The organism is Streptomyces sp. NPDC059718 (assembly GCF_042733315.1).
In the GTDB taxonomy this organism is placed as follows: Bacteria; Actinomycetota; Actinomycetes; order Streptomycetales; family Streptomycetaceae; genus Actinacidiphila.
On record NZ_JBHWGA010000004.1, the window covers coordinates 29,825 to 46,659 of the forward strand.

General features: G+C 73.4%; 12 protein-coding genes. 3 read left to right on the top strand and 9 right to left on the bottom strand.

All coding sequences use genetic code 11. From position 1 onward, the window contains the following. Window positions 1-2 precede the first annotated feature (2 nt). Both ACFV3E_RS06700 and ACFV3E_RS06705 read right to left on the bottom strand, forming a co-directional pair. A complete protein-coding gene (locus ACFV3E_RS06700) occupies window positions 3-482 on the bottom strand; it encodes a hypothetical protein (protein WP_500337918.1) in 480 nt (159 codons plus the stop codon). 164 nt (window positions 483-646) lie between these two features. Then, a complete protein-coding gene (locus tag ACFV3E_RS06705) occupies window positions 647-3,784 on the bottom strand; it encodes a DEAD/DEAH box helicase (protein WP_500533726.1) in 3,138 nt (1,045 codons plus the stop codon). 107 nt (window positions 3,785-3,891) lie between these two features. On the opposite strand from ACFV3E_RS06705, the gene ACFV3E_RS06710 reads away from it, so the two are divergent. Then, the gene (locus ACFV3E_RS06710) at window positions 3,892-4,275 is read left to right on the top strand and encodes a hypothetical protein (RefSeq protein WP_500368419.1); all 384 of its coding nucleotides are present in this window, start codon (window positions 3,892-3,894) and stop codon (window positions 4,273-4,275) included. Window positions 4,276-4,300: 25 nt separating this feature from the next. Next, window positions 4,301-4,519: a DUF2277 domain-containing protein gene (locus tag ACFV3E_RS06715; RefSeq protein ID WP_499512588.1), complete on the top strand. Its 219-nt coding sequence runs from the start codon at window positions 4,301-4,303 to the stop codon at window positions 4,517-4,519. Between the two features lie 179 nt (window positions 4,520-4,698). Here ACFV3E_RS06715 and ACFV3E_RS06720 read toward each other — a convergent pair whose 3' ends face one another. From ACFV3E_RS06720 to ACFV3E_RS06750, 7 genes are all read right to left on the bottom strand, one after another. Continuing rightward, the gene (locus ACFV3E_RS06720; protein ID WP_500533919.1) at window positions 4,699-6,678 is read right to left on the bottom strand and encodes a DUF6114 domain-containing protein; all 1,980 of its coding nucleotides are present in this window, start codon (window positions 6,676-6,678) and stop codon (window positions 4,699-4,701) included. 20 nt (window positions 6,679-6,698) lie between these two features. Next, window positions 6,699-7,355, bottom strand: a complete 657-nt coding sequence (locus ACFV3E_RS06725; protein ID WP_500368421.1) for a DUF6230 family protein — start codon at window positions 7,353-7,355, stop codon at window positions 6,699-6,701. A gap of 86 nt (window positions 7,356-7,441) precedes the next feature. Then, window positions 7,442-8,092 carry a DUF6230 family protein gene (locus ACFV3E_RS06730; protein ID WP_500533727.1) on the bottom strand — a complete coding sequence of 217 codons (651 nt, stop codon included), beginning with the start codon at window positions 8,090-8,092 and terminating at the stop codon, window positions 7,442-7,444. A gap of 41 nt (window positions 8,093-8,133) precedes the next feature. After that, a complete protein-coding gene (locus tag ACFV3E_RS06735; RefSeq protein WP_500533728.1) occupies window positions 8,134-9,720 on the bottom strand; it encodes a PrsW family intramembrane metalloprotease in 1,587 nt (528 codons plus the stop codon). Window positions 9,721-9,811: 91 nt separating this feature from the next. Then, window positions 9,812-10,570, bottom strand: a complete 759-nt coding sequence (trmB, locus tag ACFV3E_RS06740) for a tRNA (guanosine(46)-N7)-methyltransferase TrmB (RefSeq protein WP_500533729.1) — start codon at window positions 10,568-10,570, stop codon at window positions 9,812-9,814. Window positions 10,571-10,582: 12 nt separating this feature from the next. Further along, window positions 10,583-11,803, bottom strand: a complete 1,221-nt coding sequence (gene lhgD / locus ACFV3E_RS06745) for an L-2-hydroxyglutarate dehydrogenase (protein ID WP_500533730.1) — start codon at window positions 11,801-11,803, stop codon at window positions 10,583-10,585. 740 nt (window positions 11,804-12,543) lie between these two features. Then, a complete protein-coding gene (locus ACFV3E_RS06750) occupies window positions 12,544-13,956 on the bottom strand; it encodes an NsdA family TPR-like regulatory protein (RefSeq protein WP_500368431.1) in 1,413 nt (470 codons plus the stop codon). A 772-nt stretch (window positions 13,957-14,728) separates the two neighbouring features. On the opposite strand from ACFV3E_RS06750, the gene ACFV3E_RS06755 reads away from it, so the two are divergent. After that, window positions 14,729-16,765, top strand: coding sequence for an asparagine synthase-related protein (locus ACFV3E_RS06755; RefSeq protein WP_500533731.1), 2,037 nt, complete (start codon window positions 14,729-14,731; stop codon window positions 16,763-16,765). The last annotated feature ends 70 nt before the right edge of the window (window positions 16,766-16,835 follow it).

Consider the following 16,835-nt stretch of genomic DNA (forward strand, 5'->3'; position numbering starts at 1 on the left):
TGTCACTCGGTGATGAAGTGGCATTGCGATGCGCGCCTGGTGCCAGCGACGAAGAAGTCCGCGCACGCCTTGCCGTAGTGCTTCAACGTGTGGTGCGTCGTGTCGACACGGCCGATCGAACTGTGAAGCGTGCACTTGCGGTGCGTTTCGCCCCTGCTGATGAGGTAGGTGCGGCCATTCGTGTCCGAGTAGCGCCAGTCGATGCGCCAGTTGCACCAGTTTCCGCCGGCGCTGTCCATTCCGAAGCTGTCCTGCACAGAGGCCTCATGGCGATCCACATTCCTGCCCGACCCGCGCACGAAGTGCCCAAGCGTGGTGGTCGGGAGGCAAACCTCCTGGCCCTTGGCGTCCAGGCAGAAGCCGACCACCTTTGCGTACCCCACGGCACTTGCCGACGCGGGCGTCGAGAAGCTGATCACCGTCGCGACTGCCGTGGACGTGGCCAGGGCGACCTGCGACACGTAGCGCGTCACCGCGTTCACTCGACCCATGGGATTCCTCCGATGCTGCTCTTGATGTCGTGACGCACCAGGAACGGCGGATCGGATTCGGGCGATACGTGGTGTTGCGTGCCGGTGACACAAGGTCGCTCGGGGGAGTGGTGCAGGAACCTTTAAGCATCAGTTCCGCAACAGGAGTTGGGGCGTCAGCCTGCGGCGATGGCCGAGTACGTCCAGACGTCCGCGGGCAGTTCGTGCTGGAGGCGCCAGACGATGCCCATGGGGTTGCTGCCCTTGTGTTCGGCGTATTCGGCTGGGCCGAGGAGCATCCAGGGCTGGGGGCCGCCGATGTCCGTCTTCTTGTAGCGGCGGACGAAGAGCAGGACGTGACTGCCGCGGGCGCGGTGCTGCTGATAGCGGAGACCCGTCGGGGACGTGCTGGAGGTCTGGTTCTGGGACTCCCAGTGGAACTCGGTCTCGTTGCGCGCGTAGTCGTGATAGCGCGTCTGCGGGGAGAAGTCCTTCTCGTCCTTCTCCAGCGTGATGAAGAGCGCGTCGGTCCCAATCGACTCGCACCACTTCACGCCCTCCCGGAAATGCCCGGGCAGGAAGCCGCCCAGTGCGGACTGTCTCAAGGCCGGGAGGATCTCCTCGCGGCTGTAGGAGGCGTGGATCGTCAGGGGCAGTTCGCCGAGTGTCCCGCCGAGCGGGATGGGGACGTGGTCGGTGCGGTCCAGGCCGTGGGCGAGGACCTGGCGGAGTTCGTCGCGGAGGTGGGGCTGGGCGTGGAGGGCGTCCAGGCCGTCCTGGTAGGTGGGGAAGCCGTTGCCCAGGGGCCACAGCGAGAAGAAGAGCATGCGGGCGTAGTCCTGCACGCGCGGGTCGAGTTCTTCGTACGTGGGGGCGTCGTCGGCCAGCACCCGCTGGTAGGCGGCGATCCGGGCCGGGTCGTCGACGTGGAGGAACGCGGGGACGCGCTTGAGGAGCGCGGCCTCGCCCTCGGGGTGGGTGGCGGGCAGGAGCCTGGCCCGGCGGAGGAGGCCGGTCCAGGAGTTGCCGCCGCGGTAGATCTCCTTGACTTCGCGGCGGCTCTCCGCGAGGTACTCCGCCAGTGTGGGGCTCGCGTACGTGGCGACCTCACGCGCCAACTGGGTGACGTTGACGTTGATCTGGCTGCGGATGTTGTCGATGACGAGTTCCTTGGCCTTGGGCTCAAGGATGATCTGGCAGCCGGAGGGGAGCTGGGGGAAGTCGTGCTCGATGTTGCTCAGCAGCCGGTTGCGCGTGAAGTTGGTGAGCGCGCGGAACTGCTCCTCGAAGCGGAACTCCTTGCGGTGCTGGCCGATGAAGTCGAGGACGGTGAGGACGGCCTTGCCTTCGCTGCGGCGCAGACCGCGCCCCAACTGCTGCAGGAACACCGTGGCGCTGGACGTGGGACGCAGGAGCAGCAGCGTGTCGACGTCGGGGATGTCCAGCCCCTCGTTGAAGAGGTCGACGGAGAACAGGATCTGCAGCGACCCGGCCCTCAGCTCCTCCAGGGCGGCCTTCCGCTCGTCCCGGGGCGTCTCCCCTGACAGGGCCTTGGCCTTGAGGCCGGCCCGGCGGAAGAAGCCGGCCATGAACTCGGCGTGCGCAACGGACACGCAGAAGCCCAGAGCCCGCATGGAGCCGGGGTCGGTGACCTTGTCGCGGACGGCCTGGACGACGAGGCGTGCGCGAGCGTCGTTGCCGGTGAAGAGGTTGTCCAGGCCGTTGCGGTCGTAGGCGCCCGCCTTCCACGCGACGGCGCTCATGTCGGTGTTGTCGGTGATCCCGAAATAGTGGAAGGGGCTCAGGAGATCGTTTTCGAGGGCCTCCCACAGCCGCATCTCGGCCGCGATGCGCCCGTCGAAGAAGTCGTCCTGGACCTTGTGCCCGTCCATGCGCTCCGGCGTCGCCGTGAGCGCCAGCAGTTCGCGTGGAGCGAAGTGGTCGATGATCTTCCGGTAGGTGGGGGAGACGCCGTGGTGGAACTCGTCGATCACGACGACGTCGAAGTGGTCGGGCGCGAAGCGGTCGAGCGACTGGGCGTTGAGGGACTGGACGCTCGCGAAGACGTGCGTCCAGTTGTCCGGGATCTCGCCGCCGACCAGGAGTTCCCCGAAGTTCGCGTCGACGAGCACGTCCTGGTAGGTGCGCAGGGACTGCTCGAGGATCTCCTTGCGGTGAGCGACGAAGAGGAGCTTCAGGTCCCCGCCGAGCTTCTGCCGCAGGTGCTTGTAGTCGAGGGCGGCCATGACGGTCTTACCCGTCCCAGTCGCGGCCACCAGGAGGTTCCGATGCCGGTCGTGGACCTCTCGCTCCACTTCGAGCCGCTCCAGCATGTCGCGCTGGTGCGGGTAGGGGCGGACCTCGAGCCCCGAGAGGCTGAGCCTGCGTCCGATGCCCGGTGCACTGCCGCCACCCGCGGTGGCGAGTGCCTCGTCGAGCCGCACGGCGTCCCGGTCGGGGTCGTACGACTCGAACGCCGGCTCGCTCCAGTAGGCGTCGAAGGTCGCCTCGAACTTCCGCAGGACGCTGGGCGTGGCCACCGACGACAGCCGCACGTTCCACTCCAGCCCGTCCAGCAGTGCGGCCTTGGAGAGGTTGGAACTTCCCACGTACGCCGTGTCGTAGCCGGTGTTGCGCCGGAAGAGCCACGCCTTGGCGTGCAGTCGGGTGGAGCGCAGCTCGTAGTTGACCTTCACCTCGGCGTCGAACTCCCGGACGAGGCGGTCGAGGGCGCGGCGCTCGGTGGCGCCGACGTACGTCGTCGTGATGACGCGGATCGGTACGCCGCGCTCGTGCGCTGCCCGGAGGGACTGCTCCAGGACCCGCAGGCCGTGCCATTTGACGAAGGCGCAGAGCAGGTCGACGCGGTCCGCGGTCGCCAGCTCGGCGCGGAGCTCGTAACCGAGGCTGGGGTCCTCGGGGGAGTTCGTGATCAGTGCGGTCTCGGAGAGGGGGGTCGCCGGGCGGATCGCGTAGACGCCCTCGGCCTCCCGTTCGGCCAGCGCCAGAAGCTGCCGTGGCCCGTCGGAGATGAGGTCCGTCACCTGCCGGGCGCCCTCGATGGAGCTCATCGACTCGAGGATGAGGTTGGCGGCGACCACCTGCTCGGCCGGCGTCAGCCCCGCGAGGACGTGCTCCACCCTGCTCGCGATGTGCCGGGACAGCACATGCGGCGCCGACTCACCGCCGACGACCTCGTCGACGGCGCTCCACCCGTCGGCCCCGAGCGCCTTGATGCGTTCTTCGAGGCTGTCGGTGATGAGCCTTTCGTACAGCCCGGAGACAGGATCGAGGTCGTGGTTCGGATTCGTCACGTAGGCCCCCCTGAGGCGAATCGGCGTGATCCAGTTCTAACAGGAGCGACTGACACGTGTGGCGCCCAGTGCGCGACGCGCACGCGCCGCGGGCGGAGCATGGGGCCATGAGGCAGAGCGAGACGCCGGTCACGGATGGGTTCGAGCAGGCGATGGAGGCGTTGCGGAGGGCGCCGTACGGGGCGGTGGACGAGGCGTTGTGGGAGGTGGAGGGGAGCGTGTTGCGGGAGGTGCGTGGGCATTTGGAGGCGTGGGAGCGGGTGGTGCGGGGGCTGGAGGCGGGGCGGGGGGCGGCGCGGGGGGAGCTGGTGTGCCGGGACGGGGTGGCCGGGCTGGTGCGGAGGTTGCCGGGGCCGGTGGCGGAGTTGTTCGGGGAGTCGCTGGGGGAGGTGGACGGCCGGTACATCGAGCTGACGGTGGAGGACGCGGCCGCGCCGGGCGGTGAGGGCGGCTGGTGGTGGGGGCGGCGGCCGCGCGCTGGGTGGGCGTGACAGTGGGCACGGGCACACTGGAGCCATGTGCCGAAGCATCAAGACCCTGCGCCCGCCGATGACGCCCGAGGTCGGCGAAGAGGACATCCGGGCCGCGGCCCTGCAGTACGTGCGGAAGATCTCCGGGTTCCGGGCGCCGGCGGCGCACAACCGGGAGGCGTTCGAGGAGGCGGTGGACGCGGTGGCGGCGGCCACGCGGGAGTTGCTGGACGGGATCCAGGTGCGGGGCCAGAGGGCCTCTTAGTCCCTACCGGTGGTTCCCCCGCAGCCGCGTGACGGTGAGTGGTGGCTGAGTGACGGTAGGTTATGTCCTGCTCGAAACAGTCCGCCGCTGCACTGAGGTGTGCCATGTCCGTTGTCCGTAGGGCCCTCGTCGTCACCGCTCTCACCGCCGTGCTGCTGGCCAGCGCCGTCGTGTGCCAGTCAGCGGAGTGACGCCTGCTGGTGCAGGCCGGGGATCGTGAGCCGCTGCGCGGTCAGCAGCTGGTTGTACGCCACGACCTGCGTGAAGAAGACCGGGATGGGGATCGTCAGCCCGGGCGGCAGCGGGGGCGGTGTGTCCGGGGTGAAGGTGACCGGGAGCAGGCCGAGGAGGTTGCCGCTCAGGACGCGGGTGAGCAGGACGACCGGGCGTCCGGTGGCGGTCGTGGTGCTCCAGGGCCGGGCGTCCGACTCGAGTTCGCCCTGGCAGGGGGCCCACGGCGGCGGCCCGGGGGAGACGCGGCCGATGCCGGGCAGCCCGATGTCCAGCAGCGGCAGGCCGATCCCGGGCAGGCCGTGGAAGGGCGGGGTCCAGTCGCGGGCGTGGCGCCGGGCGCAGGCGGGGGAGAGCAGGCCCGCGGTCTGGCGGAGGCTGGCGATGTCGGCGCGCCAGGCGGTGAAGACCAGGACGCGTTCCGCGCCGGCGCGGGTGGGGACGGCGGTGATCCCGTGGTACGTCAGCCCGGTCAGGACCAGCAGCGGGGTGAGCACGCGGAACGGCTGCTCGGCGGTGATGACGCGGTCGCGGTAGCGGGCCGCGCCGATCGACAGCTCCAGGGAGGCCTTCGGCAGGCACCAGGGGGAGTCGGGGGTGCCCAGGTGGATGCGGGCGGGGAGCAGGGAGAGCGGTTCGTCCATGCCGCCGTCGGAGGGGTGGCGGGGGACGACCAGGTCCAGCAGCGAGTCGGGGCCGATCTTGTTGCCGGACAGGATGCCGGTGGGGGGCGCGCCCGCGGACGGGGCGGGGACCTCGGGCCGTGTACGGCGGGCGGACCCGCCCGGGCGGGGTGCGGGCGGCGCGTACGGGGTGGCGCCCGGTCGCCGTGGCGCCTGTGCCTGTGCCGGCGGCTGCTTGCCGCGCAGGCCCAGCAGGTCGCCCACCGCGCCGAGCAGCCCGCCCGGCGGTTGCTGCGGGGCCGCGCGCTGGGACGGTACGGGGCTCGGGCCGGCGCCCTTCGGGGTGCTGCCGGACGAGAGGTCGAGCGAGCCGCGGACCGGGAGCGGGGCCTCCGCCTCGACGCCGACGTGGAGCCCGCCCCGGGCGCGGTTCCTGGCCTTGCCGATCGCGGTGCCGGTGCCGGTGCCGTGCACGGTGGGGTTGCGGGCCTGGTAGAGGCCGTCCAGCACGTCGCACACGGCCTCGCCCGCGCTGCGGTAGCCCTCGGCGGACTTCGCGGTGCCGTCACCCTTGGAGGCGCCGGCGTCGTGGGCCATGGCCATGGGTGCCATCGGCTGCAGTCCGCCGGCGAGCAGCGCCCCGCCGACCGGGAGGGCGCCGATGGCCCGCAGCCGTACGGCCCGGTTGCGGACGGCCGAGCGGACCGATGGGGTGTCCGCACCGTCCTGACCTGGGGCGTCCTGACCTGAGGCGGAGCCCGTGGCCGTGGGCGGCGCCGGCTCCGTGCCGCCCGCGGGGGCGGCCGGTGGTGCCGCAGGGGGCAGGGCGCCGTCCGGGGTGCCGCCGTGGGGTGCGCCCGCGCCGGGCCCGGTGGTGCCGCCGTGCCCGCCGCCGCCCCAGTCGGGCACCGGCCGGGCGCGCCTGCCGCGGCCTCCGTCGCCGTCCTCGTCCGGCACCCAGCTGACGGCCATGGCCCCGCCGATGACGCCCAGCAGGAAACCGATCAGGAAGCCGCCGAAGTTGGACAGCACGAGCGAGGCGACGGAGAAGATCAGGGTCGCGATGCCGGCGAAGGCGCGGTAGTGCGGGGCGAGCCACAGGGTGAGGCCCAGGACGACCAGGAAGACGCCCATGAGCAGGCCGGAGACACCGGCGATGCCCTCGTGGATCATGAGCGCGAGCGGGGCGAGCGGGATGGAGAGGATCTCCACGCCGGCGAGCAGGGTCCACACGCCGGCCCAGAAGGGACGGCTGCGGCGCCAGGCGCGGAAGCGGGACCGGAGGGCTCCGGCGCGGCTCAGCATGCGGGTCACGGCGGCGTCTCCTAGAAGCAGGAGTGGTCGCCGCGCAGCACCTGCACGTGCAGGTCCGGCAGCCGGAACGTGGCCGCGCTGACCGACCGGTTCGTCTGCCGCAGGTCGCGGACGCGGATGGAGGTCGCCTGCTGGGCGAAGGCCCCGGCCGGCCCCCGGACGCCGGGCACCTGGTCCACCGTCGAGGCGTCCTGGCCGATGTGGATGTTCTCGAAGACGGCGTCGCCCTTGATGTCGTGGGCGTCCGCGATGAGCCGGTCGGCGCTCGCCGGGTCCGCGGTCAGCCGCAGCGTGACCGGGCCGATGACCGGCACCGGCTGGACAACGGACTGGCACAGGTCGTGCAGGGTGGCCCGGCGGATGGCGGACAGCGCCTCCGGGTAGACCGCGTCACGTCCCCGGTCGAGGACGCCGAACTGGACGAAGCCGTCGCCCTCCAGGAGGGAGGAGGAGATCTGGAAGCTCTCTCCGGCGACGGTGAAGGAGTTGGCCGAGACCCCGAAGGAGGCGGCGAGCGCGCCGGTGGCCAGGCTCGCGACGACGGCGCCCGCGGCCGCGACGGTCGGCACCATGACGAGGGCGAGCCGCTTCCAGCTGGTGCGGCCGGAGACGGCGACGGCGGCCTGGGACGTGGCGGGCCGGGACCCGGTGGGCTCGGTGGTCAGCACGTCCCGTCAACCGTGGGACGGTCTGATCGGTCGCTCGGGAGCGGTACGCAATCACCCCGATGGTCGTACACACTCGCCCATTCGGGTCAGAAGCAGGGGTCGGCGCCCTTCTTGACCGTCATGTGCAGGCCGTTCAGCCGGAAGGTCGCCGCGCTCACGGACTTGGTGGTCTGCCGCAGGTGGTCGATGGTGACGCTCTCGGCCTGCTGTCCCAGGGCACCGGCCGGGCCCTTGGCCCTGCCCTCGGTGTCCGTCGTGGAGGCGTCCACACCGATCCGGATGTCGTGGAACTCGGCGTCACCCGCCAGGTCGTCGGTGTCGACGATCAGCTGGTCGGCGTGGACGGGCTTGTCGCCGCCGCCCGCGGTGATCAGCAGGGTGACCTGGCCGAAGCCGGGGACGGTGCCGACCACGGACTGGCACATGTTGTGCAGTTCGGCGGAGCTGATGGCGGAGACCGCCTGGGGGAAGTCGCCCTCGGCGGTGTAGTCGACGGTCACGTACTGCGTGAAGCCGGTGCCGGTCAGGCGGTCGGCGGTGATCTGGATGCTCTGGCCGGACAGGGCGGTCGTGGTCGGTGAGATCGCGAGCGAGACGGGCACCAACCCGGCGCCCGCGCCGACGGCCACGGCGGTGGAGACGGCGAGGGTGAGTATCAGGACGACGGCCGTCCGCGTCCAGCTGGTGCGGCCGGACGGACGGCCGATACGGCTCGTACGTCGTATCAGCGGGCTCACACGCTCATTGCAACCCCGGCCACCGGGCCCGGCAACCGGAGTCAGCGGTGCTGTCCGCCCCGGGGGTCCTGGTAGGGGGCCGCTGCCTGCGGGTGCCACCCCTGCTGCGGCGGCACCTGCGGCCCGCGCGGGCCCCACCGCTGCGGGTGCGCCCCCGGCTGCGCGGGCTGCTGCGGCCACGCGTGGGGGCCCTGGGGCTGCTGCGGCCAGGGCTGCCCGTACGGCTGCTGCCCGTAGGGCTGCGCGTACGGCTGCGTGTACGGCTGGACCTGCGGGTACGGCCCGTACGGCGCTCCGGGCGGGGGCGCCGCCCAGGGGTACAGGGGCGGGAACGCGGGACGGATGGCGTGGGCCGCATGGGTGAGCGCGGGCTGGGCGACGGCCTTGCGCTCCCACAGGTGGTGGAGCAGTTCCTGCTCCCGGGCCTGGAAGTCGGCGCCGGCGGCCCCGCGGTTGGCCCGGGCGCGCAGGAAGGCGAGCGAGGTCGCGAAGGACACGTACTCGCGGACGGTGCGGGCGGCGTCCTTGCCCTGTGCGCGGCGGGCGGCGGAGCGGGCGAGGCCGCGGCCCTTCATGGAGCCGATGGCGGCGGGCTCGGGCAGGCTGAGCCAGCCGGCCACCGCGTACAGCGGCAGCTGGGTGCGGATGGTCTTCAGCTCGTTCGAGCGGGACCAGATCGCGAGCCAGACCAGCAGGCCGAAGAGCGGGATCATCAGCGTCGCGTAGACGGCGAGGAAGCCGAGCGGGCTGAGCGAGGCGGAGCCGTTCCAGGTGCCGTGCAGGACCATCGCGAGCAGCCAGCCGCCCAGCGGGGCGAGCCAGCGGCGGGCCTGGCCGGGGCGCGAGGTGGCGGCGATGGCGAAGCCGATGCCGGTGAGCGAGGTGAACAGCGGGTGCGCGAAGGGCGTCATGACGATCCGGACGACGAACATCGCCGCGGTCGTGCCCAGCCCGCCGTCGGTCCCGTACGCCTGGTCCTCGGCGAAGCCGGAGCCCAGGTAGAGGATGTTCTCGGTGAACGCGAAGCCGGTGGCGGTGAGTCCGGCTATGACGACGCCGTCGACGATCCCGGTGAAGTCACGGCGGCGGAAGAGGAAGAGCAGCAGGACGGCGGCGCCCTTGGCGCTCTCCTCCACGACGGGGGCGACGAAGGTGGCGCCCCAGATGTCGCTCTGCGAGTCGCTGGCCGTGAAGGTCGTGGCGAGCAGCTCGGTCGCGTACTCGTTGGCGAGGATGGCGACCAGCGTGGCGGCGCACGCGCCCCAGGCGAAGGCGAAGACCGCGTCGCGCAGGGGGGTCGGCTCCACCCGGTCCAGCCACAGGAAGGCCCCGCCGAGGAGCGGGACCGGCAGGACCGCCAGGAGGAGGCCGACCAGGAGGCCCTCCGTGCCGGTCTGCCGGCGCACCAGCGCGAGGATGATCACCCCGCACAGCGCCAGCACGGAGAAGAGCGCCACGAGCCGGAACGTCCGGTTCTCCCAGAAGTGCCGGCGCGGCTTGTAGTGCCACTGCCCGGGGGCGGGCAGTGCGAACTGCGGTTGCTGCTGGTGATCCGGATACTCGGGTACGGCCGGCCGGGCCGCCGGGCTCGGGAGGGGCGAGTCTGGCGCATGCGAGTACGAGGACACCCAATGACCTTACGGGGCGGTGGCCGCGTGGCGCGATGGTGTTACGGATAACCGCCCTGCGTACCGCGCGGCGCGCCGCCCGGCCGGACGTTCACCGGCGCTCGAAGAGCAGGTCGTGGACGACGTGGCCCTTGGCGATCCCCTGGCGCTCGAACTTGGTCATCGGGCGGAAGGCCGGACGCGGCTCGGCGTAGCCGCTGCCGGTGGCGTAGGCGTTCCCCAGTCCGGGCTCCGCCGTCAGCACCTCGAGCATCTGCTCGGCGTACGGCTCCCAGTCGGTCGCGCAGTGCACCGTCGCGCCGGGCCGCAGGCGCGACACGGCGAGCGCCACGAACTCCGGCTGGATCATGCGGCGCTTGTGGTGCCGGGCCTTGGGCCACGGGTCGGGGAAGTAGACCCGCAGGCCGGCCAGCGAACCCGGGGCGAGCATGTCGCGCAGCAGGACGACGGCGTCGCCGTTGGCGACCCGGACGTTGCGCAGGCCCTCGCGCTCGGCGAGGTGGACGAGGTTGCCCTGGCCGGGGGTGTGCACGTCCGCGGCGAGGATGCCGGTGCCGGGGTCGGCGGCGGCCATCGCGGCGGTGGCGTCACCCATGCCGAAGCCGATCTCCAGGACCACCGGGCGGTCGGGGGCGAGGCCCGCGTCGGCGAAGAGCTTGTCCAGGTCCAGCGGCGTGCCGTCGAGGTCGACGCCCCAGTCCGCCCAGCGCCGCTCCAGCGCCGCCCGCTGGCCGTGGGTGACCCGGCCGCGGCGCGGATGGAAGGTGCGGATGCGCTGCTCGGTGTGCGCGTCCGGATGCGGGTGGGAGGCGGGGCCGCCCGAGAAGTGGGGGGTGCGGGGCTTCGACATGATGCGTCGATTTTACGTACGCCCCAGCACCGCCAGTGCCCTGCGGGCGATCTCCCGGCCGATCGGCAGTGAGGCCGTCGCGGCGGGCGAGGGGGCGTTCAGCACGTGGACGAAGGGCCCGTCGCCCGTGATGAGGAAGTCGTCGACGAGCGTCCCGTCGCGCAGCACGGCCTGCGCCCGCACCCCGGCCGCGGCCGGCACCATGTCGTCGGCGGTCACCGCGGGCAGCAGCCGCCGCACGGACTCCACGAAGGCCCGCTTCGACAGCGACCGGCGGATCTCGCCGGCCTCGTAGCGCCAGTGGCGGCGGGCGATCCGCCAGGTGCCGGGGAACGCGGCGGTCTCGACGAGGTCGCGCGGGCGCACGGTGCGCCGCCGGTAGCCCTCGCGGGCCAGGGCGGGGACGGCGTTCGGGCCGACGTGCACGGAGCCGTCGAAGCCGCGGGTCAGATGCACGCCGAGGAACGGGAACGCGGGGTCGGGGACGGGGTAGACCAGTCCGTGGACGAGGTCGGCGCGGTCCGGGCGCAGCTCGTAGTACTCACCGCGGAACGGCACGATGCGGACGCCCGAGGTGTCCTCCCCGGCCATGCGCGCGATGCGGTCGCAGTGCAGGCCGGCGCAGTTCACCAGCGCCTTGGCCCGGACGGGCGGGCCGTCGTGGGGCTCGACGATCACGGTCCGCCCGTCGCGGTGGATCGCGCGGACCTCCGTGCCGTACGCGATGCGCGCGTCGGCGCGACCGCCCTCGGTCGTGAGGCGGGCCATGGCCGCGGCGACCGCCGTGAAGTCGCAGACCCCCGTCGTGCCGACGTGGATCGCCGCCAGGCCGCGTACGTGCGGCTCCCGCTCCGCGATCCGGGCCGGGCCCAGCTCCTGCACCGGGATGTCGTTCTGCCGGCCCCGCTGGACGAGGGCGTGCAGCCGGGGGAGCTCGTCCCGCTCCGTGGCGACGATCAGCTTGCCCGTCACGTCGTGCGGGATGTCGTTGCCGGCGCAGAACTTCACCATCTCGGCGGCGCCTTGCGTCGCGTACCGCGCCTTGAGGGAGCCGGGGCGGTAGTAGATGCCGCTGTGGATCACGCCGCTGTTGTGGCCGGTCTGGTGGCGGGCGGGGCCGTCCTCCTTGTCCAGGACCAGGACGGAGGTGCCGGGGGCGGTGCGGGTGAGCGCGTACGCGGTCGCGAGGCCGACGATGCCGGCGCCGATGACGACGACGTCCGTGGTGTCCATGCGCGCGGTCACCTCCCCCGTAAGGCTTGGCCCGTCCGCGCCGCGTGCAAACCTGTCGGCGGGGCGTGTTGTTCGCGCCGGATTGGTGTGTGCGGCGCCGTTGCGTGTTGCGGGCGGCTGCGCCGGGCTGCCCGGTTGTTGTGTGCGGGTGCGCTGCGCCTGCGGCGGGCGTCCCCCGCCGCCCGCCCTCCCCCAGCCTTCGGCCGGGGGGACCCCCACCTCGGCGCTCGCGGCGCTGCCCCACGTCATTCGGCACCGCGCGCACCGCTCGTCTCCCCCAGCCTTCGGCCGGGGGGACCCCCATGGGCGCACCCCGCCACACCCCCTCCGGTCGTGTGGGCGGCTAACGGGCGGACGGGGTTCAGAGAGCGGTCCGGGGTGGCCGCAGGTGCCCTACTCACCCCCCACCGGCCATCAGGCGCCCCAACCGGCATGAGGGGGTGTGGCGGGGTGCGCCCGGAAGCGACGAGCGGCGAACCCGGTACGCAACGACGTGGACGTAAACCGCGAGCGCTGAGGACGTGCGCCGGCGCGGCCCCGACCCCAACCCAACGGAGCGCAGGCCCGCACTGACCGCGCCGGGCAATCGGGCGGGTGGCGGGGAAACCGCCCGCCGCAGGCGCAGACAACCCGCACACAATGACCGGCCGCAAGGGGCACCCCCCCCCGCCCGCCGCAGGCGCAACGGACCCGCACACAACAATCCGGCCGCAAGGGGCACCCCCGCGCACCCCGGAGGGCTACGCGGGGGCCGCCAGCAGGGGGCGGGCGCGCTCGCGCAGCTCCGCGACGCGCGGCTCGTTCCCGTACGGCTCCAGCCGGTGCAGAAGGTCCCGCACGTACTCCGTCGTCCGGGCCGACGAGATCCGCCCGGCCACCTCCACCGCCTTGACCCCGGCCGCGCAAGCCGCGTCCAGGTTGCCGGACTCCAGCTCCGCGACCGCCGAGACCACGAGCCGCAGCCCGTGCGAGCGCACGAACTCCTCCGTGGGCCGCGCGAGGGCCGTCTCCGTGAAGCGGCGCACCTGCCCGGGTACGCGCAGGTCGCGGTAGCACTCGGCGGCGTCCGCGGCGAGGCGGTCGTAGGAGTAGAAACCGAGCCAGGGCGGGTCGGCGTCGCCGTCGCGGGCGCGGTCGAGCCAGGACTCGGCCGCGGCCAGGGCCGTGGCGCACGTGGCGCTCTCGCCGGCCTTGGCGTGGGCGCGGGCCTCGACGAGGTGGAAGAAGGACATCGTGCGCGCCGTGGCGAGGCCGCGGTTGCGTTCGAGGGCGGCCTGGGCCAGGTCCACGCCTTCGTCGGCGAAGCCGCGGTACGTGGCCTGGAGGGACATCGACGCCAGCACGTAGCCCCCGAGGGGGACGTCGGCGGCGGCGCGCGCGAGCCGCAGGGCCTGGATGTAGTACCGCTGGGCGGCCTCCTGCTGGCCGGTGTCGAAGGCCATCCACCCGGCGAGCCGGGTGAGTTCGGCGGTGGCGCCGAAGAGGGAGCGGCCGACCTCGTCGCTGTACGAGCCGAGCAGCAGCGGGGCCGCCTCGACCCGCAGGCACTCGGGGACCATGCCGGAACGCCAGTCGCCGCCGCCGTACTTGGAGTCCCAGCGCCGGGCGTCCTCCGCGGCCTCGCGGAGCTTGGCGACGTCGGAGTGGCCGACGTGGTGCGTGCCCGGGGCGGGGTCCTCGCGGGCGACGCGGGCGTCGGCCGGGGTTATCAGCCAGCGGGAGGCCGGCGTGACGTACGCGCTGACCGCGAAGGAGCCGGCGAGGCTCTGCCAGATGCCGCCGCCGCCCGGGCCGCGCCGGCCGGGGTCGAGCTTCCACAGGTCGGTGGCGGACTTGACGGCCTCCCCGACGTCGCGGGGGAAGGCGAGGCCCACCTCGGGCGCTGGGTCGGCGTCGGCGAGGCCGATCTCGTGCAGCGGCACGGGACGGCCGAGCTTGCTGCCGATGGCCGCCGCGATGAGGTGCGGGGCGGCGCCCTGCGGCACCATGCCCTTGGTGACCCAGCGGGCGACGGAGGTCTTGTCGTACCGCAGGGTCAGACCGCGCTGGGCGCCGAGGTCGTTGACCCTGCGGGCGAGTCCCGCGTTGCTGATGCCGGCCAGGGCGAGAAGGGTGCCGAGTTTCTCGTTGGGCCCTCGGGGTTCTTTGGTCATGACCACTACCACCTCTCGCCGTAAGCGCGAGGGCCGCGTACGCCTGCCACGCCTGTCACACCCTCTCGACGCACAACAACGGCTTGCCCGGCGCCTCTTGTGGAGGCGTGCCGGGTCCGCCGCAGCCCGCCACCGGGCATGCGCCGGACCCCGAGCTGCCGGGACCATCGCTTCTCGGGTGAACCCAGCGTAGTTCGCCGTATCCCGCCCGTTAAGAGCTGTTGTCCCGGATGGCGAGATTCCTGCCCTGAATGCGGCCTGGCGACTCCTGCTGGTGGCGCGTGCTACCGGCGTATGCGGCTGTGCGCCCATCCGCGCGCTCTGTGCCGGTTCGGGCGGTAGGGGTTCCATGGTGGGGTGGGTTGGCCCGCGGCTCTCATGTGCGGCTATGGGGGGTAGTGGCGGGTCAGGGGGCTCCGCCACCACAATCCCCGCGGGTGGCGGACCGGTCCGGGAGGTGCGCCACGCCTCCCGGACCGCGACCCCCACACGTCGCAGAACGGACGAATGCGGGCTGCCCGGACACTGACCGGAAAATGACGTTTGAAATCCGGTGGTTCGTTCCAAGTGACCATGATCAAGGGGGAGTTGGGCCGAACCGGCCCGCGCCGGACCGCGCGTGACGCGCGGTCCGGCGCTCAACCATGTCCTCATGCGCCTCTTTGTGCGCCGCTCCGTGGCAGCATGTTCCTCGGACGGGGCGGCAGTTCGGCCTGCCGCGGGGCCGGTTGGCCACGGTGGCCCACGTAATCCACAACCTGTGGAGGCGGCGATGCGGTGGTTGGTGGGGTGGAGCAGCGCTGCCGTGGGACAGGTTCCCGGCACGCGCGCCGGCCGCACCCTGCAGCCCGTCGGCGCACAACTCCTGTGGGGCGACCCCGATCCGCTGTGGATGGTGGGCGACTGGCGCCCCGACGAGGTGCGGATCGTCCACGCCGAGAACGGTTCCGTGGCGCGGCTGGCCGTGCTGGGCCGCTGCGCCGCCTCCGACGCCGACCTGCGGGTGGGGCTGTTCGCGGCGCGCGGCGGGGCGCTGCGCCATCTGACGGCCTGGGCGGGGAGCTACACCTGCGTCCTGCAGATCGGCCGCCGCGTCACGGTGCTGGGGGACCTCGCGGGCGCCCGGCCGGTGTTCCACACCCAGTGGGCGCGGGGCACGGCGTACGGCACGGCCGCGCTGCCGCTCGCCGACCTCACCGAGGCCGCCCTGGACGTGACCTACCTTGCGGCGCTGCTGGCCTGCCCCGACTCGCCCGAGGCGCTCGGCGAGGGCACCCCCTACGCCGGGGTGCGCCGGGTGCCGCCCGGGCACGCGCTCATCATGCGCGACGGGGTGCCCGAGGTCAGCGGCTACGAGCCCACCGCCTCGCTCGCCGTCGCCGGCACGCCTGCGGCCTTCGCCGACCCGGACCGGGCGCTCGCCGGCATACGGGACGCCCTGGTGGACGCCGTCCGGACGCGGCTCGCGCAGCCCCGCTTCGTACCGGACCCCGGCGAGGCCCCGGCGCCGGGCATCGGCGCCGACCTGTCCGGGGGCAGCGCCTCCTCCACGCTCGCCCTGCTCGCCGCGGGCCTGCCGGGGATGCCGGGCACACCGCTCGGGCACGGCTCCGCCGCGGGGCAGCGCCTGCTGGCGGTGACCTTCAACGACCTGGCCACGGGCGGGGTCCACGGGCGCGAGGCGGAGCTGGAGCGCGCCCGCAGCATGGCCGCCGACCCGCGGCTGCACCACGTCGTCGTACCGGGCGGGCCGGAGTCCCTGCCGTACGCCGATCTCCTGGACAGCGGGCCGCTCACCGACGAGCCGGGCCCCTCGCTGGTCACCGCGGAACGCCACCGGCGGCGCCTGGCGGCCGGCGGTGCCGACCACTTCGTGGGGCACGGCGCCCGGCAGGTGCTGGACGCCCATCCGGCGCGCCTGGCGGACCTGTTGATGGACCGGCGGCGGCGCGGCCTGCTGCGTCCCGTCACGGCCCTGGCGCGGGCGGACGGACCCTCGGGGCGCTCGGTCTTCGTCCCGTTCACGGTGTACCGGGCGGCGCGGCGGCTGGCCCGCACCAGTTACCGGCAGGGCGTGGAGGACGCCGCCGCACGGCTGCTGGCCCGGCGCTTCGAGGAGCACGGGGACGCCCTGACCGCGTCGCTGGCGGCCCTCGCGTGGTGCCGGCCGGGCCCCGCGGCGCGCTGGCTGACCGGTGAGGCGCTCGCCGAAGTATCGGTTCGCCTGCAGGAGGCGGTTTCCCGGCCGGCTACGACGGTTGAGCGCCCCGGAGAGCGCCGGGCGCGCGCCGTGCTCGCCCGGCACGCCGCCGACCACCGGGTCTTCGAGCAGGCCGCCGAGGTGCGCAGCCAGCGGCTCCACGCGCCCTTCCTGGACAACCAGGTGGTGCGGGCCTGCCGGGCGCTGCCCGAGACGCTGCGCGTCCAGCCGGGCGCCCGCACCACGATCCTGCGCTCCGTGCTGGCGGGCGCGGGCATCCGCGAACTGCCGCCCGGCTGGGGCGCCAACTCCCACGTCTCCACGGCCGTCGCCGTCCGCGCGGGCCTGCGGGCGGCCGTCGACGACCTGCTGGACCTCTTCGAGGCCCCGCTGCTCGCGGACGCCGGGCTCGTCGAGGCCCGGGTCGTACGGGCCGCCCTGCGCGCCGCGGCGGACGGCGAACCGGTGCCCGTCGACGGCCTCGCCGACCTGGTCGCCACGGAGGTGTGGCTGCGCCGGCTGCTGGCCCGGCGCGGCTCCTGCTGGACGGGCACGGAGGTGCCGGAACAGCGCGCGGTCGCGAGCGGGGTGCAGCGGCTGTCGCTGTAGGCCGGCGCCGGCGGTCGTCTGACGGGGCGTGCGCCCCACGGGCGCGCCGTCCGGGGGGATATGGACGCCG